General features: G+C 35.9%; 15 protein-coding genes and 2 pseudogenes. 5 read left to right on the forward strand and 12 right to left on the reverse strand.

All coding sequences use genetic code 11. The features are described from left to right. Positions 1-65: 65 nt before the first annotated feature. The 3 genes and pseudogenes from ACW0TQ_RS13075 to ACW0TQ_RS13085 form a co-directional block, all read right to left on the reverse strand. Positions 66-825 (reverse strand): annotated as a pseudogene (locus ACW0TQ_RS13075) (IS5/IS1182 family transposase); the annotation flags it as partial. A 199-nt stretch (positions 826-1,024) separates the two neighbouring features. Further along, on the reverse strand, positions 1,025-2,794 hold the full coding sequence (locus ACW0TQ_RS13080) for a DUF262 domain-containing protein (protein ID WP_455725755.1): 1,770 nt from the start codon (positions 2,792-2,794) through the stop codon (positions 1,025-1,027). A 747-nt stretch (positions 2,795-3,541) separates the two neighbouring features. Beyond that, positions 3,542-5,017 (reverse strand): hypothetical protein, encoded by a 1,476-nt coding sequence (locus ACW0TQ_RS13085; protein WP_455725756.1) that lies wholly within the window; start codon positions 5,015-5,017, stop codon positions 3,542-3,544. 661 nt (positions 5,018-5,678) lie between these two features. Here ACW0TQ_RS13085 and ACW0TQ_RS13090 point away from each other — a divergent pair. Continuing rightward, a pseudogene (locus ACW0TQ_RS13090) lies at positions 5,679-6,113 on the forward strand (family 1 glycosylhydrolase); the annotation flags it as partial. A 198-nt stretch (positions 6,114-6,311) separates the two neighbouring features. Here ACW0TQ_RS13090 and ACW0TQ_RS13095 read toward each other — a convergent pair. From ACW0TQ_RS13095 to ACW0TQ_RS13120, 6 genes are all read right to left on the reverse strand, one after another. Then, positions 6,312-7,214, reverse strand: a complete 903-nt coding sequence (locus tag ACW0TQ_RS13095; protein ID WP_379542138.1) for a quinate/shikimate dehydrogenase — start codon at positions 7,212-7,214, stop codon at positions 6,312-6,314. A 31-nt stretch (positions 7,215-7,245) separates the two neighbouring features. Further along, positions 7,246-8,433 carry an MFS transporter gene (locus ACW0TQ_RS13100; protein WP_455725757.1) on the reverse strand — a complete coding sequence of 396 codons (1,188 nt, stop codon included), beginning with the start codon at positions 8,431-8,433 and terminating at the stop codon, positions 7,246-7,248. Between the two features lie 12 nt (positions 8,434-8,445). Then, on the reverse strand, positions 8,446-9,681 hold the full coding sequence (locus ACW0TQ_RS13105) for an MFS transporter (RefSeq protein WP_455725758.1): 1,236 nt from the start codon (positions 9,679-9,681) through the stop codon (positions 8,446-8,448). A gap of 319 nt (positions 9,682-10,000) precedes the next feature. Next, the gene (locus ACW0TQ_RS13110; protein WP_289585471.1) at positions 10,001-11,020 is read right to left on the reverse strand and encodes a LacI family DNA-binding transcriptional regulator; all 1,020 of its coding nucleotides are present in this window, start codon (positions 11,018-11,020) and stop codon (positions 10,001-10,003) included. Positions 11,021-11,343: 323 nt separating this feature from the next. Then, entirely contained in the window at positions 11,344-12,228 is an 885-nt protein-coding gene (locus tag ACW0TQ_RS13115) for a putative RNA methyltransferase (RefSeq protein ID WP_455725764.1), read from the reverse strand. A 213-nt stretch (positions 12,229-12,441) separates the two neighbouring features. Further along, the gene (locus ACW0TQ_RS13120; RefSeq protein ID WP_256705414.1) at positions 12,442-12,573 is read right to left on the reverse strand and encodes a hypothetical protein; all 132 of its coding nucleotides are present in this window, start codon (positions 12,571-12,573) and stop codon (positions 12,442-12,444) included. Between the two features lie 461 nt (positions 12,574-13,034). Here ACW0TQ_RS13120 and ACW0TQ_RS13125 point away from each other — a divergent pair, with 461 nt between their 5' ends. Both ACW0TQ_RS13125 and ACW0TQ_RS13130 read left to right on the forward strand, forming a co-directional pair. Then, positions 13,035-13,904, forward strand: coding sequence for a prephenate dehydratase (locus tag ACW0TQ_RS13125; protein WP_455725759.1), 870 nt, complete (start codon positions 13,035-13,037; stop codon positions 13,902-13,904). Beyond that, a complete protein-coding gene (locus ACW0TQ_RS13130; protein ID WP_256705416.1) occupies positions 13,882-15,114 on the forward strand; it encodes a dicarboxylate/amino acid:cation symporter in 1,233 nt (410 codons plus the stop codon). The genes ACW0TQ_RS13125 and ACW0TQ_RS13130 overlap by 23 nt, the downstream gene beginning before the upstream one ends. Before the next feature lie 125 nt (positions 15,115-15,239). Here ACW0TQ_RS13130 and ACW0TQ_RS13135 read toward each other — a convergent pair whose 3' ends face one another. Beyond that, complete coding sequence (locus tag ACW0TQ_RS13135; RefSeq protein WP_332093988.1) at positions 15,240-15,767, reverse strand: STM3941 family protein; 528 nt, start codon at positions 15,765-15,767, stop codon at positions 15,240-15,242. A 116-nt stretch (positions 15,768-15,883) separates the two neighbouring features. Further along, positions 15,884-16,777: a LysR family transcriptional regulator gene (locus tag ACW0TQ_RS13140; RefSeq protein ID WP_455725760.1), complete on the reverse strand. Its 894-nt coding sequence runs from the start codon at positions 16,775-16,777 to the stop codon at positions 15,884-15,886. Between the two features lie 169 nt (positions 16,778-16,946). Between ACW0TQ_RS13140 and ACW0TQ_RS13145 the strand changes: the two genes are divergently transcribed. Together ACW0TQ_RS13145 and ACW0TQ_RS13150 are read left to right on the forward strand one after the other, a co-directional pair. Beyond that, on the forward strand, positions 16,947-18,137 hold the full coding sequence (locus ACW0TQ_RS13145) for a coenzyme F420-0:L-glutamate ligase (protein WP_455725761.1): 1,191 nt from the start codon (positions 16,947-16,949) through the stop codon (positions 18,135-18,137). A 265-nt stretch (positions 18,138-18,402) separates the two neighbouring features. Further along, the gene (locus ACW0TQ_RS13150; protein WP_455725762.1) at positions 18,403-19,524 is read left to right on the forward strand and encodes a plasmid pRiA4b ORF-3 family protein; all 1,122 of its coding nucleotides are present in this window, start codon (positions 18,403-18,405) and stop codon (positions 19,522-19,524) included. A 188-nt stretch (positions 19,525-19,712) separates the two neighbouring features. Here ACW0TQ_RS13150 and ACW0TQ_RS13155 read toward each other — a convergent pair whose 3' ends face one another. Further along, positions 19,713-20,735 (reverse strand): alpha/beta fold hydrolase, encoded by a 1,023-nt coding sequence (locus tag ACW0TQ_RS13155; protein WP_212929193.1) that lies wholly within the window; start codon positions 20,733-20,735, stop codon positions 19,713-19,715. Positions 20,736-20,821 lie beyond the last annotated feature (86 nt).

Raw genomic sequence — 20,821 nt, forward strand, 5'->3', positions numbered from 1 at the left:
CAATATGCAATTCTATTTTATCAAAATATCAAATATTTGTAAGGGAGAAGTAAAAATAAACATGGATCTAGCGTTTCATAATGAACGATGGTAAAAGGGGGACGTTGATCCATTCCCTTTAATAAGGCAATGGTGCCTTTCCCATCATTCAGGTTGCCAGAAGAAAACAAAGTCTGCAGAATATATTGGCTAGATGTACCAACTGCAAAGTAGCTTTTGGAGCCATACCAGAATTCGTTTTACCTGCATTCTTTTTCACACCTCATTTTGGGTTCATTGGTACCTCTGCATGCAATACGTAATACGTCTAACGGACCCTCTAACTGTGTTACAATTTTCTTTTCATACAATGGCAGGCTCACTTCCTTTTCTGCATGTTCTTAAAGCTACCGGTCACGCTCTTCCTTAGATTTAAAACCGCGCTTTTTCGTGCGTCTTCCAACTTTTCTTCTTTGTGAACAGGCCCTTGTCTCGTGCTTCAAAATGGGTGACATCGATGACGATGACTTCATCAACGAGAATACGCAGCTTCTGACGGCGTAGAATCAGAAACAAGAAATTCGCAGTTCACTTTAAAGATAAAGTCATAGTTTAGACACTTGATTAGGTCTTTAATCGTTGGGATACGCTCGATATAGCAAATAAAAAAAGAAATAATCCCGCATAATTTAGCTCACCAGGCGCTCCTAGCCGAGATTTCTAATTAATCGCATGATAAATAAAATCCAGATCAATCGATGAAATAATCGCTTCATACTTTTGGGTAGGTTTCATATCATGTAATTCTTGAATGCCAAATAGACTTGATTGTCGTATAATGGTTATAAGAAGTACACCTCTAGTCTTTGTGAAATTCACTCATTTAGAAAAAATGAAAAAGTGTTCAATTTTAACTAGCGGATATAACTAATGATTCTGTTTTCACAGTCAAAATCTTAACTTCACTAAATAATATCCTTTTTTTATATTTAACATTCTTTTAAACCCATTTACTGAAGAAGGTTCCTTAATTAAACAGGACATATTATTTATTGAAGAAGGACCAGAAAATTTCTGCTAACTGTATGGCTCTTTTATCAATATCTTCAGTTGAAAACGCATTATATTCTTTAATAAAATCTTGCATCATTTTATATTTACTTTGATTATAAATATGTAACTTTTGTGTATATTCTATTTCCCCATGATTTTTTTGCTTTAAACTATTAACCTCTTGATTATATTTATTTTCTAAAACTATTAAGTTACCAATATTAACATTTGTTTCATCTATACTTTCATCTATTATGTGTTCAATTGAATAATCACTATCGTTAAATAATCTTCCTTCTAATTGGTTAGATATTTGCTTAATAGCATACTGAGCAGGAAAAGAAGAGAAACCTAACCTAGCTTCTTTTTTATCAAACCTTAAATCTTTAAATGCTTCTATAAAAGCTTCCTTAGTTAGTAATTCTAATAGAGAACTCTTTAACTTTTGAATAGCTTCGAGAACGTCTTTTTTGTCTTTAGCCTTAGCCATAGATGTAGAAAATTTTCTATATGGTTGGCTAGTTTTATTAGACCGAATTTTCAAGCTAGTCCCAAAAGCAGCGAAATGAAAATCACTCAAAAATTTCAAGAATTTTATTTTCTCTTTCTGGCTCAATTGGATTTTAGTTTTATATAATGAAAGAAGTGCTACACGAACCTGGACTCCTTTAAAAAGAGTTATAGATGTAAGAAACTCTTCTTCAGCTTTTTTTTCCTGTCGACGATAATTATTAGCATCAGGTTTTATAAGTTCTACGTAGATATCTAATGATTTTTTGATATCTGTAATTAGTGTTTGAATTTCTTCTTTTGTTGTATATACACCATATTTTTTGATGAATTTATTATAAAGATTACGCCCATTTGCACTGTCTTTGGGATGAAAAGCTTTCCAATAATGTAAAAAGAACTCATTGAAATCTGTGTCAACACCACTAATCTTTTTATGGAATTCTGTCCAACTGTTTGACATTTCATCAACGCCGCCTTCAGTAATTTCAATCCTACTAAAAATAGAGTTTTTAATAAGATCTACCTGAGAGAGAGGTTTCCCCTTTGAATTAATATTTTCAAATATTTTATTGGCTTGTTCTCTATCTGACACAAATACTTCAATAACTTCAGATTTTAATACTTGATCTCTCAATATCTTCAGTGCTTCTATATAATCTTTTTCTTCAATTTTTATCTTATGTAAAGTATTTATTTTCTTTAGGTATTTATCTTTTTTAAGTATGTTACAAAAAAAGGTGAATGTTTTTTTTAATAATTCTTCTTCTTCAGTTTGAGGTTCAACATCACCATTTTTAGTTTTATAATCTTGAATAGTTTGAGTAAAGTAGGGATAACTAGACATTGTATGTAATTTTCTTTTATTTTCTCCATCTATCTTCTTAATTAAATATTCATTTTGAATAGTTTCAGCATAAGCATGAGCTGAATCATCTTTTTCAGTAGATATAGAAAATAAAGTATTTCTTAATGCTGCTAATAAAATTGTTATTGTCGTTAACCTTTGCTGACCATCAATAACTTCCACAAAATCCTCATCTTTCTCCCCTAAAAACAGCATATTTCCTAAATAATATTGAGAGGCCTTAAATTTTGAATCTGTAAAATTTATTTGGAATAACATATCGTTCAAGAATTCATCATAATTATTTTGTTCCCACGAAAAATCCCTTTGAAATCTTGGGATTCGATAGAGTCTTGTAGCCGTTAATAGCCCTTTTATACTGTTACTTCTTGCATCAAAATCCATCGTTATTCTCCTTTTTAATTAACTTTAAATTTAGCACACCTTATAATAAAGGAATTTTTATTAAAACTTGTTTAAAATGCCAAGTGGGAATATTAACATCTATGTAATTTCTTTCCGAATAACGGATTATTAATTTTCCATCTCATTAATAGATTTTAGAACGAGAGTTACCCATCCGCATAGAATACAATATCAAATGTCTTTTCTTCTAGTCTGTTAATATTATCTAATTGATTAACCTCAGTTTTATATGCAAATAATACTGGTAAAGGCTTCTTAGTAAAAGTTTCATTGATCTCGACGTATATTCAATTACTGCCCCTAAAACATCTACCTGATAAAACTGGTAAGCTTGGACATAAATATTGACGAGTAGTCATTGCTAAGAATGAAGTCATCTCAAACTCATAAAAAAGTATATTAATTATTGACTAAAACTCATATTCTACTCTAAATATATCTTTTTTATCCATACTTTTTAATTGTTTAAAGTAGAAATTATTCAAGTTTACAAAAATTCCCGTAAAGCCCTTTTAAAAATCTAAACTCTAATGTGTATAGGGATGTCTTCAATACTTTCCCAGCACAACTATATATGGTTTAATAGTCTATCTATTTATGATTGTCAAAGAAAATTACGTTAGTATTTTCTTTTCACCATATAATATTCTTTTATCACGATATCAAAATTATCAACTACATTCTCATTTTATTTACCTAATCCTCTCTTCATTTTTATGAATTTTCTTAATTCATAATGATTCTTTGTGTTAGTTTTTGTAAAAATATTTCCTGCGGTTGATTACTTCTATCAAACGTGTTTTCTTTTAACTTAGATAGAATATCAATAAAATCTTTATCTTGCATTGGTAGAATCAGATTTTTATTATCATTATAATAATCTGTACATCTTTGTATAAGAACAGATTCTTTCTGACAACTACGAAAAACCATAAAACCAACTTTTCCTCTATTAGCAGAAAACCGTCCATTAAGCTGATCTAACTCAGGGTTAGTAACATCCTTTGTATAGTTTTTGCATTCGACACATAAAAATGCTGAAGGTATATCTTTAACTGTTTGTAAATTATAAAAAAATCCTTCTTGTGAAGCATTATTGTATGCAAGATCAATTCTTTTCCGCCCTTCATGAATTTCTTGCTCTTTTACAGGGTTAGTTAGATTAGGATAAAACAAAAAGTTCATACATGCAATAATATGATCATGAAACTTATTAGCCTCACTTGCTCCAAGCTTAATTTCAGAGAATTCATTGATTAATCTATCAATAATATCAAAGTAAAGTTCATTACTGTGATCTTCTAATATTTCTTCATTTGTTAACGATGATAACTCACTCTTAGCTTGTAATTTAAATTTTTCAAAATAGCTTGGGTGTTCTCTTGTAAACCGTCTTAAGTATTCTTTGCTATATGCATTATACTTATCAGCAACATCTTTTTTGGATATCGTTACCTTAGTTTCTCCACTTTTTAATTTTTTTCTTTTAACTAAGCTAGTATTCAATCTTAATTCTTCATTCACTAAAAAATTCAATACGAAATGACGGGCATATTGTTCTGAATCATAGTAAAAGCCTCTTTTTCTACAAACTATCGACTTAGGGACTAGCAAAATTGGCTTTGCTTCTACTACCAACATTTCTTCATAACTTGAAATCCAAGCTATTCTATCTGGATCCCAATATTCTTTTGTTGCAATTTCAGTTTGCAAAGAGATGCCGTATAAATCACATTGTTGTTTTGTATACTCAATTAAATGTCTACGAATCACATTTGTACATAGATCTGATATTTTATCATGAGAAATATTATCCACAAAAATTTTGATTTCATTAACATTAGAAATCAAACCATCTTCCAGTGCTCTACTTTCTAAAATATATTGAAAAAGTTTTGTAGCATCCTCTTCCCCTAAACTTTTACCTTTCACCCCGACTTTTGACAAGCCAAGGCAAGTTTCATAAGGTTCTGTGAATCTAAAGTTATTTCGAGCAGCCTCTATTTCCCCCGCTCTAAACAGAGTAAGAATATGCTGAAAAAAATTTTCTAAAGTCGCATTTGCCAATTGTGACCATCTATCCTCCCTGATAGATAAGAAATAAGGATCTAAAAAGAGTGGCACATCGTTTTCAAAATCTATATCAACAAAATCTAATTCATTTTGTGTTCTATTTATTCCAAAATATTCACTAACTTTCAAATCAATCCCTCCCGTTATCGTAAATACATTTCATGCAATTTACAAGAGTAAAGTAATTAAATTATTTGTTTTTATATAAAAGCTTTTTTACTATATTTAACATCAATTACAACTATCTCTTTATTGTTTATATTCATAACCCCACTCCCTAAAGTCAAGATTATATATTGTAACCTTTATATAATAATAGACACTTTTTTTATTTAGAAAGATAAAGTCACTATTCTTTAAACCTTTACCAACATGAATAAAATACCAAAAGTCAGGTTCCATAAGTAAACTAGCTACCCTGTCTGTGTCCCAAACAAATAAAAGGCACAAGTATTAAATAAAAAAGCATTAACTTTTATTTAAGAAAAATATTTCTCATTATAATTCCCTTCTATACTACCATATTTAACAGAAAAAGTTATCTATTATACCTAAACTCATTCTCAATTCTCTTTAAAATATATATCTATTATCTCTCCTCTCAATCTTCTCTTCCTTTCCGTTGACCACCAATAGTTAACTGATATTTTAAAATTGCACAAAAATAAACGCATATAACATAAAGGAATGTTACCTTTAGTGGGCATAACCTGACGAGATAAAGCACTTTTAACGTAACTTATTTTTTCAGTTTTTTTAGATATTATCCTTTGTTGTTATTTAATTTTAAATGAATGGAAGTAGAGTTTATGTCAGTCGAGCAATGACCGCTAACCAGGTAGAGGGAGCTTATCTTGAAGACGGCAAGGGATTAACAATCGTTGATTTAATACCGACTTGAGAAAAGCACGGTCTGATCATAAAAGGTTACGTATCTTCTTTTGAGCCATTAGAAGGGGAACATCCATCACATGAAACAATTAATTTCTACAATCACTATAAATCAGATGCAGCCTTGTTTGCTAAGATGGGCTTTAAAGCTTTACGTTTTTCTATATCCTGGGTACGTATTTTTTCAACAGGAGCAGAGGAAACTCCGAATGAGGAATCGTTGCGCTTTTACGATACTTTATTCGCTGAGTTGAAAAAGCATGGCATGTAACCTGTCGCTACACTTGCACACTTTGATGTTCCTGTTCACTTGTTTGAAATGCTTGACTCATTCATTCGTTTTATAGATAAATGAAAAAGGTATAGAATTCATATACAAAAATCCCGCCATAGTTGTTAATAGAAAGTGTTTATATCCACCCGCTTGATGAGGTGAATTCAAAACTTCAGGAATAGGAACAGTTTAATCTTAAACAAAAAGCTGCCGATCCCCTCGACAGCTTTTTCATTATTTCCAGTAACCCTCTTACAATTATAAGATTTCATCAAACAATTCTTTTTTAACTTCCTCAATCGCCATATCTTCCCCAGTAAATAATTTATAAGCCAAAGCGCCTTGCCATAAAACCATTCCAAGACCATTAATTGCTGTAGCTCCAGCCTCTTCCGCTTGTGCTAACAATTTTGTTTTTTGCGGGTTATATACCACATCTGTTACAACTAAATCCTCGCGCAGTACATCTGTAAGATCATCCAGAATACTCATTTCATCCAGCGGTTTCATCCCTAAGCTTGTAGCATTTGCCAGAACAGCACTTTCGGCTATTTCTTTACGGAAAGTTTCTTTATCCTCTAAAGGAAAAATGTTTGCTTTGACTCCGAAATGCGCCATCTCGTTGTTGATATAGGATACATTTTCTTCTGCTTGCGGGAAGAACTTGTCGTCTCTGGCAAAGATACTAATTTCTTTGATACCGGATTGTACTAATTGAATAGCTATTGGCGTTGCAACACCGCCGGAACCGACCAGGGTAATTTTTTGACCTTCTAATTTCACACCATGTTCTTCCAGGTTTTTCACATATCCTAACCCATCTGTATTATACCCAATCAGCTTGCCGTCTCTGTTTACGACGGTATTGCTGGCATGTGCATATTTTGCACTGTCATCCACTTCATCTAGATACTGGATAACTTCCATTTTATTTGGCATGGATACATTGAATCCTGCTGCTTCGATTGCTTTCATGCCTTCTACCGCTGTTTTAAGGTTTTCTGTCCCTACTTCAAAACCTAAATATGCATAATTCAAACCGCCAATAGTGTATCCCAAATTATGCATTTCAGGCGAAATGCTGTGCCCGATTGGGGTGGCCAGCAATCCTACAAGTTTTGTTTTACCATTAATTTTTGCAAGGTTTTTATCATTATTCATCATGTTTCTATCTCCTTTAAATTTTATTTTATTAATTGAGTACTTTCTTACCTCGATAAAGTACAAATACAGCAAGTAAAATACTTAATACCGCGATGACCATGTCAAATACTAATGTCATGGAAATACCAATTCCTCCAACCAAAGAGCTTGTGATGATTGGGACGAGTATGAAAGCGACGCTTCCTGCTATATTTACGTAAGATGTGGTTGTTCCTTTGTTCTCTACAAAGAAGTCTGTCATCACACTGATTGCCAATTGGAAAATACCAGAAGTTGATAGTCCAAGGATAAATGTAGATATGATAACAACCGGATAAGAATGAACAAAGAAAAGCATTAGCATGGATACAAAAGCAACTGCCGGGTAGATGATCATGATCATTATCGGCTTAATAAATTTGTCCAATACGACAGCTAACAGGAGAACAGATACCAATGCACCTATACTGAAATAACTTAACAGCTGTACAGCGACGTTTTCACTTAAGTCCATGAAACCTGTACCCAGCTCCGGAAGCCATGTCTGCCAAACGACAAACAAGGCCGTAGACGTAAACCCGATAAGGATGATTGCCAGTCCTTCTCCCCAAAACTTTGGTTTCTCTTTAAAACGATTATCTTGGGCTTCGCTTGTTTTCTCATTTTTGTCATTCGTATTGACTGCCGGGAATGGCATAAAGATTAAATACATACCACTTATTAAGAATAAGACTGCTAATAAGTAGAATGACCAGCCCCATGAAAGATCATGAGATGCTAGAAACGCCAGGATAACTGGTAATAGGGTTGCGCCAATGGATACCATTGCTTTAACCAGGACCGTTGCTGAACTTGATTGCTTTGGAAATGATTCGATTAGAGCCGGATAAGTTCCTGAGTCTAATAAGGAATTCGCAATCCCTGCGGTTATTGCTAAGGCGAAAGCCACTGGGTAGCTTGACAGCAATGGTATGCCGATTAAGAACAGCAGGTATAAAAAGCTCCCGGTAATAATAATCGGCTTTCGCCCTAACTTATCGGAGAGCCGGCCGGCAAAGAATAAGGCAACCAGCTTCCCAATACCAATGGCAGATACCAGCAAACTGATACGTTCGACTGGCTGATTATAGCTTTCTGATAAGTTGCCCATGTTGGAAGCGATGATAATATTGATCATTCCTAGCATGAAGTAATTCAAGTACATTCCAAACGACGTTTTGATATATGGATTTTTCATTTTTTCTCACCTCTAAAATTTTTGCAGATATTTAAATTTATGATTTATATCTCTTTGGTAACTTTTCGAGAACAGCTTGATCTTTCTGGATAGATAGACTGCTAAAGCTGTACTCACAATGGTTATGACTAATTCTAGATAGAATACCGAGGATATCCCGATATGCTTTGTCAGCAATCCCGTGATATAAGGGATAACCATGAAGGCCACACTCGCAGCAGCACTAACATAGGAAACACTGACTCCTTTGTTATTTGGAAACATTTGAATCATCACCGTCATGGCCAGCTGGTAAATCCCAGATGTAGATAACCCCAGAAAGAACGCAATGAACGGTACGAGTGAGGAGTCATGAGCAAACAGCAGCGCAAAAACAAAGATGGCAGCAACACTCGGTGCGAACATCATTGCGGTGATCGGTTTGATGATTCTTTTCAGTAACCAGGCAAGCAGTAAAACAGAAATAAGCCCGCCAACACTGTAAAAACTGAGCAACTTTACTGCATTATTTTCATTCAGCTCAATCATTTCTTGGCCAAACGTAGGCAGCCAAGTCTGAATGACAATGGTCATGGAAACGGAAAAAAATCCAATCAATACGATAGCTGTGCCTTCCTTCCAGCTATGCGGATTGGAAGCTTGCTTTTCGACGTTCTCCTTGTCCATTTCTTCCTTACGCTTCTCTCCGTTAACAGCCGGAAACCGGACGGGAATGAAGTAAAATCCCAGGCCAATAAATACTATCGCCGGCAGGAAGAATGCATAACCGAAAAACATGTCTTGGGATATCAAAAATGCGATGAATACAGGAAGAAGTGCAGCTCCTATTGACATAAATGCTTTAATCAAAACCGTTGCTGTGCCCGCTGCTTCTTTAAACCCTTCATTAAGCGCTGGATAGGAAGCAGCGTCCAATAATGAGTTACTTATGCCTGCAAACAAAGCGAAAAACATAGCCAATGTGAAATGAGTGGTTGTCGGCACCCCTATAAGGAATACAGCATAAAGTATGGCAGCCGATATGAGTAATGGTTTTCTTCCGTAGCGATCCGACAGCTTACCTGCAATATTGATACTAAGCAAGTGGCCAATCCCGACAACAGAGATCAGTAAGCTGATGTCTGTCCGGAAAACATCCAAACGTTCTGATAAAAAGCTCATATTTGATGCCAATACGATATTGACCATTCCCAAAAGCAAATAACTTAGATAAATCCCTACTCCCATATTTAAGTATGGATGTTTCATGACGTTTCTCCTTTGCAATGTGCTCTCTTATAGAAAGTTCCTCTCACCCTCCTATATAGTTGGTACGATAATTTATAAACTTTTAGTATATCGATATACTAAAAATTAAAATAAAATAAACCTAATACAATAATATATTTAGGTGTTTTTTGGTATAACGATATACTTAAACAACGAAATCCACTATACTCCTGCAGTTTTTTTGTGTCAACATTGTGACGTCTTTCACTTGCTTCTTCTCAAATACTCTCTATTTTCCTTCTCAAAAATAGAGAGAACCTTCCTATACGAACAGGAAAGTCCTCTCTTTATTTATCGATTATTTAGATGTTTCTCTGATAACGAGTTGTGGCTTAAGTATCACGCGATGCATTTCCTCACTCTCACGTTTTACTTTGCTATGTAGAAGTTTTGCCGCTTGATTGCCAATAGATTTAGGATAGGAAGAAACCGTCGTTAATGGCGGATGATATATTTCTGCTTCGGGAATATTATCAAATCCTACAATATCGATGTCACGTCCAATCACGATCCCTTTTTGAGTTAACACCTTCATCACGCCAAAAGCGATTAAATCACTAAAACAAAAAATAGCAGTAGGGATCTCCGGTAAATCCAGCATCTTTAAAGCTGCTTCTTCGCCACCTTTATCGGTTGGTTCACTGTCAATGACAAGTGATTCATCAAGCGTCAGATTAGCATTTTCATGCGCCATCCGGTAGCCTTCCATTCTTTCTGTCCATGTGGAAGAATTTTTCACCCCGCCTAAAAAGGCTATTTTTTCATGTCCTTTGCTGATTAAATGACTTATTGCTTTATACGTTCCTTCTGGATAATCAATCCCTACATAATCTGCATGCACATCGGTTAATTCCCGATTAGCAAGCACTAAAGGAATTTTCAAATCATTTAACTGTTTTGCTGTTTTACCAACACTTCTCGAGGCGGGGTTAAGAATCAGCCCATCTACTCGATGCTCTACCATCGTCGATATTAATTTTTGTTGTTTTTCCACGGAATCAAAGGTTGTACCAAGCAATACTGTATAACCGAAGCCCTCCAGTGTATTTTGTACACCTATCAAAAATTCTGAAATAAATTTATTTGCAATATCCGTAACGATGACCCCAATGATATTGGAATTCTGAGATCGCATATTGGCAGCTACTCTGTCATAAACGTATCCCAATTCTTCCATAGATGCTAATACTTTATTTCGGGTAGCTTCTGATATTCTTGGGTTATTTCTAACGACTAAAGAAGCGGTCGTCGTCGATACGCCAGCATGATCTGCCACCTCTTGTAACGTAACACGCACATTCTTTTTAGGTTTTTTCAACGTTCATCACCTCTTCCATCTAATCAACGAATAAACGCGGCCTTTACTTTCAAAAAAGTCCTCTTTCATAAACGAGCTTAAACACATATGTAAGGTTCGATTTATTATTTTTTCTGGAAAGTTTATATATCTAATATAACATTTTTTTATTCAAGTGGCGTTTCGTCATTTAAAATAACCTATTTTTGCGATGTATATCGGATCTGTTACCCGGCTTCTTGTACGGAGATTAGAAATGATCAGACTAAAAATATAAAAATTAGACGAGAGACCAAAAATCCCTCGTCTATTATTTAGCTGACGTAGCCAATATATTATGTGATTTAATTTGTTTTCCTGCCAATTAATATTTCTAAATCGACGGTTATTTCAACTATTTCTCTTTCTGCAAATGATTTTATTCGTTCCTCCTTGGCTGACCACGTTAAAGGAGTCATTTGCATCAACGATTGAATGGACGGCTGATTCAGTTTCCTGGTATAATGCACCCTGAAACTATCCATGATGCGAAAGTTTTCGTTAAAACGGTCAACCGTCTCTGAATTAGAGTAATCCTGCTTTACGGGGTTATCAAATAAGGCCTCTCTTATTTCTTTTAGATAGCCGCTTCGTGGAACAACTTTAATCACTATCCCATCCGCTTTCAATAGTCTATTAAATTCTGCATAATTGGAGGGTGATAAGATATTAAGAAGCACATCAAACTGTCTATCCTTAAACGGCGTATTGGCAAGATCTGCTACCGTCCAAATCTGATTAGTGTAGTTCTTAGAAGCTGCTAATACACCTTCTTTGGAAATATCAATCCCTACTCCTGTTACAGTTTTCCCAAAGTCCGAACTCACTTTATCGCATACATTAGCTAGATGAGAACCTTCACCGCATCCTGTATCAAGTATGAATAATGGTTCTTTATCTTTATCAGCTTGCCTTTCTATCATTTCTGCAATTGCTTGAATAAGCGGTTCAAAGAATTTATCCTCTGCAATAAGCTTCCTTCGTGCCTCAAAAAGCTCTTTACTGTACTTCGTTTTCATTGGGTGTGTCGTTAAGTTAATATATCCTTGTTTCGTGAAATCAAACGTATGATTGTTGGAGCAAATGAAACTTTTTAATTCAAATACTTTCATCCATGCTTCACAAATAGGACATTTGAAAATGGATTCAAATTTGCTTACATATGTTGCGCTTTTTACTTTTTTTGTCATTTTAGACAAAGCAGACACCTCATTCATTCGTTTTTGTAGATAAATGAAAAAGGCATAGACAAATAAACCCTCGTTTTATTTTTAAAAAAATGAACTGGGTTTTTCATGCAGTCTATACCTTTCATTATCTATAACGAATGAATTGAATAATCATGGAAAGGCTCTCCTCTGAATAAAAACTGGCAATCATGCCATTAATAGTTTATCAAGTTTTTATAACAAGAGCAAACAAGCCTTGCTTCTTTCAACGGCATGACCTTCCATTGTAAGGACCTGCTCCCCTGCCATTCCCGGCAGCATCAAATCGAGGAGCAGCATATCCCATTCCTTGTTTTCGATATACAATTTACTTACATTCTCATGCATCCTTTAGATTAAGTTACTATAATTAGATTATAACCCTAGCTGCAGAGAAATATCATTGGTTTTTTTGCTCTTTGCAGAACGCCTGTGCAATGACTCCCTATCCATTAGCCAAAATTCCTGACTGTTCGTATTGACAACACACCAACAAATCGTTAGAATCTATTTAACAATTAAAAGATTCGAGTGATTATTATGTTAAAGCATCCATCCCGACAATTAAATCGTTTCTTTTTTAGCTATTTTAGATAGCGTCTATATGCCATCACGGATATAGACGACCTATATCTAAGATGGCTGATTAGCGTGTAAACATGTTTAACCAGCCACAGGAGAAATCGAAGTGGCTGGTTTTTTATATTTTTTAGACCATTTACGTTTCTCCTATTCCAGCGGCAGAAGCATAAATGGTCTTTTTTATTATCAATAGAGGAGTGAATAGATTGTTAATTGGTTATCAAGGCGTGGAAGGCAGCTACAGTACGATTGCATGCCAAAAGTTTAGTGAAGGAAATAATTATCAGACGAAGGGGTATCCTACCTTTCCATTATTAGTGGATGCATTGCTCCATGAGGAGGTTGACTATATTGCGCTGCCAGTAGAAAACGCAACAAGCGGTCCGATTACTAGAACGATTGATTTATTGAAGTATGTAGATGTCACCGCTACGGATGAAATCTATGTAAAAATTGATCATGCACTCATTACAAAGCATCCCATAGAGCTTTCGGAAATCACAAAAGTGTATTCACATCCGGAAGCACTTAAACAATGCGATACCTATTTAAGCCAGTACCCGCATATCGAGGTCATTGACTATATGGATACAGCTGGTGCGGTGGAAATGGTGAAGCATGCAGCGGATCATACCATCGCCAGCATCGCAGGCAGCCATGCTGCAGCATTGTACGGCATGACTGTGATGCAGGAAAATATTAATGACAATCCATTCAATACGACGCGTTTCTTATTTTTTAAAAAGAAAAAGGAGCTAGTGAATCAAATACAGGATAAAACATCAATGTATGTCGAAGCCAATCACAGCACCGGTTCACTAAGCGATGTATTACACATTTTTAAAAAGCATGCGATCGATGTGCTCTACTTGATGCCCCGGCCTGTTCAATCGGAAGCGTTCGCGTATGGATTCTTTATCGATATCGATAACGGTGCCGGTCACGAGGCACTCCATATGGCATTAAAGGAGTTAGAAGATAGCTGCACCTATATAAATATTTTAGGCAATTACCGTAAAGGTAAAATCCCAGCATACAAAGGAGCTTTACAGCATGAAAAACTTGTTAACCGCTAAAAAACACTTATTCACCCGAATTGCGATTGGGTTCGGGCTCGGAATCCTATTCGGTATCCTTTTACCCGAATTCTCGATTCAAGCAAAATTTATCGGCGATATTTACTTAAATTTAATTCAGATGATGATTATTCCCATTATTTTTGTAGCCGTCTCCACTGGGATTATTAATATTGGCAGTTCCAGTGATCTCGGCCGAATTGGCTTTAAAAGTATTGTTGTCTTTGTTGCCATGTTTATCACCACCGCCGCCATCAGCTTAGTCATTTCCTACCTGATTCGTCCTGGTCAGCGAATTAATATGGATGCCGGCGTCGGATATGACGGGGAAATTACCGAACCAAGTGTCGCAGATTTCTTTATGAATATCGTACCAAGCAATCTATTTCAGGCGATTTCTGAGGGTGATATTTTTGCGACTATTTTATTCACCGTTATTTTCTCGGTAGCCATTGTTATCGTTGGGAAAGAGGCGGATCCAGTCAAAACGTTTATCAACAGCTTGTCCAAAGTCATCTTTAAAATTCTTGATTTCATCATGGAGCTCACACCGATTGGAATTATTTTTCTGATGGCCTACGCCATTGCTGAATATGGTGCCGGCATTTTCTCTGCACTTGGATTATATATTTTCACAGCATATTTCGCATGTATTGTCGTATTTATCCTGGTGATGTTAATTCCAGTCTGGTTATATACTAAATTCAATCCGATTGATTTTATTAAGGGCATTTATAAAGTGTGGCTGGTATCGCTATCCACTACAAGCTCTGCTGTAACGATGCCGACAACCATGCGGGTAACCAGAAATGATTTTAAAGTTTCCGAATCCATTACGAACTTTGTTGTACCATTGGGGACGACCATTAATATGGCCGGCGGAGCAGTATCATTTAGCCTGCTCGCTGTCTTTGTATCTGACTTTTACGATATCCCGCTCGGTGTCGGTCAAATTATTTATCTCGTTATGATTGCAACAATTTTAAATATGGCAGCCCCCGGTATTCCAGGCGGCGGAATTGTACTCGGGGCATCGTTCCTGACACTTCTTAACCTGCCGATCGAATTGATGGGTCCTATCGCAGCCATCTATCGGTTACTCGATATGGCTTATACGACCATGAATATCACCGGCGATGCCACTGCAGCAGTCCTGATTGATAAATCGGAGGAGAAACGGAATGTAAAATTAAAAGCTCGGAAATCGTAACAAATGTAGAGAGCTGGGGCTGAATCAGCCTAAAAGACAGAAGAGGAATGTCACATCGAGTTTAGATGTAACATTCCTCTTTTTTCATGTATTTTCCAATCATTTCTGCTGACAGCTTTTTGGCTTCATTCTTTTTTACTTTCTTCCTTCAACGCTGTATCCCAACGTTCGCCAATAGCATTCATCAGCTCCTCCGCAGAACAATCCAAATTCTTAAAAGGAATGTTCACTTGAGATGGCAACAGCCCTTTGTTTAATCGGTTAAATACTTTCTTTATTCCGCTTGACCGGTTGATAATCAATTCAGGATCATATGTAAAAATACCAAGAAATACCTGACCTGAAAAGTTTAAAAAATCAATTGCTTCAATTTCCTCCCATTTGACGAGACCTGCTCGAATGTAACTGGAATTATCGATGATTCCCTCTTTTGTAATCATGACGGCTGGTTCCCTTTTGGCAAGTGCTTTAACATAATACAGGAAACAAAAGCCAAATACTAAAATGGCAAGAATCCCTATCACCATGGGTAACATTGGTTCATTAAACGGGACTAATAAAATGATTATGCCCAGCGCAACAAACACGAGCGAAAAAATAGTCAGCATGACCATCCTGCCCCTTTTTGCCATTACAATAAAATGATCACTCATTTACTTACCTCCTATGATTACGGTTGTTTCATATGCTCTCAAATATTAAACATCACCTTATTTTGTGCTGCATATATTTTCTCATATGAACTAAACGAATGGTACACTTATTGCTATTAGAAATTCCTCTTATTTTCTTCCATAATGTCCACAAACCTTTCCGCAGCTCGATTTAAAGGAACATTTTTTAAAAAACATATGCCTATACTTCTTTTAGGTATAGGCTCTGTTAAGGTCACTTCATGAAGCAGGCCTTTTCTCAAAAACTCTTCAGAGAATTCTTTTGTGACGCAAGCAACGCCAAGATTAATCTTAGCAAATTCTAACAGCAGTTCATGGGAACCTAACTCAAATTCCGGCTGGATTTTTATTCCTTTTGTAAGAAAAAATTCTTCAACATATCTCCGGGAATTGGAATTGTCCAATAAAATAAGCGGAAAATGAACCAATTCTTCTGGTTTTATTGGCTTAGATAATACTTCCCGGTATTTTTCTCCATATACAAAGGTATCCTGAATTTCTAATAAAGGCTTTACTTCTAAGAACTTGTCGTCAACGGGGAGATTACAGATAGCGATGTTCACTTCTCCTGCTTTTAAGGCAGCTATGATTTCCCATGTGGTCCCATTGACTATTTTGAATTTGAGATTTGGATACCGATTATGGAATGTTTCTAAATAGGGAAGCAGAAAAAATCGTGAAATGGTATCGCTGACCCCTATTTTAAGTTCACCAATGATTAATTTTTTAAATTCTAAAAGCTTTTCTTCCCCAGCTTGTATAAATTGAAGTGCTGAACTGACATATTCAAACAATAAAATTCCTTCATCCGTTAGCGTTACACCTTTAGACAGCCGATTAAACAGCCTTGTATCTAATTCCTTCTCTAATTGTGCCATGGATTGGCTTATTGCCGGCTGGGACATATACAGCTCTTTAGCCGCTTTCGAAAAGCTTTTATTTTTACCAACCGTATAAAAAAGATAATATAAATCCAATTTGCCTGTCATATAACCCACCCTTATACCCCATATTAGATATATTGACTTTACTTATATCATGAAAAGCCGTATATTACAAGAGGAGACTGTTTAGATTGTTAGTATATTAGTAAGATACTTTTTAACAAGTGAATATTTTATAAAATATAGCAGCATTACCAAGAAGGAGCGAATGATTGTGGAAAGAGTTGTAGGAACTATCGCCAGAGGACTGCGTTGTCCCATCATCAATACGGGAGATAACATTGAGGAGATTGTTGCGGATAGTGTATTAAAAGCAGCAGAGGTTGAAGGCTTTACCATTCAGAATAAAGATGTTGTCACCGTTACGGAGTCCGTTGTGGCACGTGCACAAGGCAACTACGCTACGATTGACCATATTGCCAACGATGTTCAAACTAAATTTGGAGAGGATACCATCGGTGTGATTTTCCCAATCCTTAGCCGTAACCGTTTTTCTACTTGTCTCAGCGGAATCGCAAAAGGCGCGAAGAAAATCGTGTTAATGCTGAGCTATCCTTCCGATGAAGTAGGCAACCATTTAGTGGATTTAGATACACTGGATGAAAAAGGGATAAACCCTTGGACAGATGTTCTCACTGAAAAGCAATTTCGGGAGCATTTTGGCTACAACAAGCATACCTTCACAGGCGTAGATTATATCGATTATTACAAATCCCTGGTTGAAGAATATGGAATCGAGTGCGAAGTCATCTTTTCAAATGATCCAAAGACGATTTTGGAACACACAAAAAGCGTACTTTGCTGTGATATTCATTCACGGGAAAGAACGAAGCGAATTTTAAAGGCAAATGGCGGCGAAAAAATTTACAGCCTTGATAATATTCTTTCTGAATCCATTGACGGAAGCGGCTTTAACGAAGCTTACGGCTTACTGGGCTCTAATAAAGCAACAGAGGATAGCGTAAAGTTATTCCCGCACAATTGCCAGCCTGTTGTTGATACCATTCAAGAAATCCTGAAAGAAAAGACAGGTAAAACGGTTGAGGTCATGATTTATGGGGATGGCGCATTCAAAGATCCTGTAGGAAAGATATGGGAACTGGCAGATCCGGTTGTTTCCCCTGCTTACACAACTGGATTAGAAGGAACACCGAATGAAATTAAATTAAAGTACTTGGCTGACAACCAGTTTGCCGACTTAAAAGGGGAAGAGCTAAAAGAGGCTATCTCTAAACACATTAATGAGAAAGAGGATGACTTGGTTGGAGCAATGGAAGCTCAGGGAACTACTCCTCGGAGACTGACGGACCTTATCGGGTCGCTGTCTGATTTAACTTCAGGCAGTGGGGATAAAGGGACTCCGATTGTGTTTATTCAGGGGTATTTTGATAATTATACGAAATAAGTGTTGATGGGAAAATTGATAAAAAATTATAGGACAAAGGAGCGGGCTCCTTTGTCCTTTTTTATGGAGTGGCTGGTGTAGATAACGGATTCTAAAGTTATTTTCGTTTATGCACCGCTAATAAAATACATAACAGAAAATGAGATAAGGATGCTTTAACTAGCTGCGATAGCGATATGGTATTATAAAATTAATAATCTAATTTATAATCACTTTTTGAACTCGCTCTTGAAGTAAAATAGATAGGTTGAGAGGATGAAAGCCCTTGTTAATCCAATGTACTAAGGCTTTACTTGATAAGATAGATATAAAAGAAAATGAATTAGTTTCATCGGAAGACCATGAGCATTTTCCAAACAGCTTTATGGCGTGGCATGCAAATCTTGTCAGTATTAACAGAAGTAAATCTATTATTTTAATGAATAATGAAACGAGGTACCCAGTCGTCATTTATCGACCGATTAAAAAGGATTTTTCTAATTTAAAAGATTTAATTATCGAAGTAATTGCTGAGGCTTTACGTATCGAAGGTATCCATCAAAATCTCATTGAGGCTTATATTGCTACAGCAGGTGACATGTATTTTTCTAAAACTGCTAACAGAGCAATGGTAGCACAGATGAATAATACTGTAAGAGAAGTTGGATATATGGGTGAGTTTTTAGATAAGGATACTAAAATTCAAAAATATATAAGTCTCTTAGCAGGCAGAACTATTCAAAAATTCGGAAATGCAGATGAATATGGCTATCCTATAGAAAAAATGCTAAATTGTTTTGGTTTGCTTTATGAATTAGGTGATGATAAAGAGATTCATGCATTGGATATCGAACTCTATCAGCTTAAAATACAAATTAATTTAGATGGTTATGACGTTTGGAGGAGGGTTTCCGTGCCATCCACATTTTCATTTAGACATCTTCATAATATAATTCAAACAGTCTTTGATTGGCAAAACTACCATTTACATGAATTTACGGTGGAAACGGTAGAAAATAAGCCTATTAAAATAATAATGGACGATCATCCAGAAACACTGGAATTTTTAGATTATGAGGAATTTGATATTCGACAGGAACGGTTTGTTTCATTAGAGGATATTTTTTCAAAATACACCAAAGTTATGTATGAATATGACTTTGGTGATTCATGGAACCATGTTATAACATTTGAAAAGACAAAACGGTCTAATGAACTTAAAGCAGCCATCTTAGACGGAAATGGGGAAAGACCACCTGAAGATGTGGGTGGCTTATTTGGCTATAAAGAATATATGGAAGTCATGGCAAATGAAAATGATCCAAGATATGACGAAATGAAGGTTTGGGCAGAAAGCCAAAGAAAAAGAAAGTTGAATTCCGAGCAAGTTAACAGGCGGCTGACCTAAGTGTTTGGCAACTATTATCATTCACAAAGTTTCATTTAATTGTTTTGAAAGTCCTGGGATGAGGGGGACCTAGCCAATCTCGGCTCTCCTCAGCCCCTTATTTGAATACGCATTTTGATAAGAAGCGGGAAATGAAAGAGACGATTACTAGGGTAACCGTCTCTTAATGATGGTATAACAAAAACAATTTATCTGTTTTTTCGAAGTCCCAATAACCGCTTTAAATTGTCATCAATAAATGTATTATCAGTACTGTTAATTCCACGACCAGCAAAATGGCCCCATACTGATTCAATAGGATGATATTCAGAATTAGATACTAGATTAGCCTCATATTCATTATTATCTGCAGTGCAGAAAAGATCTGTACTTCCCGGCATGATATAAGTAATCGCTTCTATGCTTTTTAGTGCTTCATCAAACTCTCCGTTATACATGGAGTTAGCACTAATATCTGCATGTTGTCCTGTCCATAACATGGCTAGTACATTGTGTGGATCCATACTCATAAAACTATTTTCCCAAACTCCTACTGCAAAATCTTCCAAGGAGTCAAATCCCATTTCCCGGAAAAGTTCTTCTTTATAGAAAGTCTGTGATAATCCCCATCCTGCATAGACACGTCCTACTGCACGCATGTCTTCAGAGGTCAATTGATTTAACTTAGTAGAATTTGAACCAATTGAGGCCATAAGCGCAGCCTTAAGTCCATCGAGGACCACATACGTTTGCGGCCAAGTCTTTGCATTTCCACAGAATGAGGCAATTCGTTCTACCATACCAGGATAAATTGCCCCCCATTGAAATGACTGAAGACCTCCCATTGACCACCCAACTACAAGAGCAATCTTCTGAATGCCAAATTTTTCGGTCACTAGTCGATACTGTAATTGAATATTGTCATAGATTGTTACCTGTGGAAAATTAGCCTTATCGAACGGTGCTGGCGTATTACTTGGAGACGAAGATAACCCGTTCCCTAATAGATTTGGAACAATAATAAAATATTTCTCAGGATCCAGTGCCATCCCGTTTCCAATTAACCATTCATTATTAACATGCTGGTCACCAAAAGCCGTTGGATAAACGATAACGTTATCTTTCCTTTCATTTAATGTTCCATAAGTCTTGTAAGCAAGAAAAGCATTTGGTAATGTCACTCCAGACTGCAATGTTACATCACCTAAATTATAAATCTCAAAATCCTCCATGAATTGTCACTCCTTGTATATTATATTTAAGGTTTTAGTCTTCCGACTGTAAAAGGAAAACCTTATGAACCTATGTCATTTCTTAT

The sequence above is a fragment of the Oceanobacillus sp. M60 genome (assembly GCF_053839645.1).

Bases quoted from the DNA above. Each gene is read 5' to 3' on its own strand.
- ACW0TQ_RS13080 (WP_455725755.1), bottom strand. From the start codon at position 2,794: ATGGATTTTGATGCAAGAAGTAACAGTATAAAAGGGCTATTAACGGCT.
- ACW0TQ_RS13100 (WP_455725757.1), bottom strand. From the start codon at position 8,433: ATGAAAAATCCATATATCAAAACGTCGTTTGGAATGTACTTGAATTAC.
- ACW0TQ_RS13140 (WP_455725760.1), bottom strand. From the start codon at position 16,777: ATGACAGGCAAATTGGATTTATATTATCTTTTTTATACGGTTGGTAAA.
- ACW0TQ_RS13130 (WP_256705416.1), top strand. From the start codon at position 13,882: ATGAAAAACTTGTTAACCGCTAAAAAACACTTATTCACCCGAATTGCG.
- ACW0TQ_RS13105 (WP_455725758.1), bottom strand. From the start codon at position 9,681: ATGAAACATCCATACTTAAATATGGGAGTAGGGATTTATCTAAGTTAT.
- ACW0TQ_RS13135 (WP_332093988.1), bottom strand. From the start codon at position 15,767: ATGAGTGATCATTTTATTGTAATGGCAAAAAGGGGCAGGATGGTCATG.
- ACW0TQ_RS13095 (WP_379542138.1), bottom strand. From the start codon at position 7,214: ATGAATAATGATAAAAACCTTGCAAAAATTAATGGTAAAACAAAACTT.
- ACW0TQ_RS13155 (WP_212929193.1), bottom strand. From the start codon at position 20,735: ATGGAGGATTTTGAGATTTATAATTTAGGTGATGTAACATTGCAGTCT.
- ACW0TQ_RS13115 (WP_455725764.1), bottom strand. From the start codon at position 12,228: ATGACAAAAAAAGTAAAAAGCGCAACATATGTAAGCAAATTTGAATCC.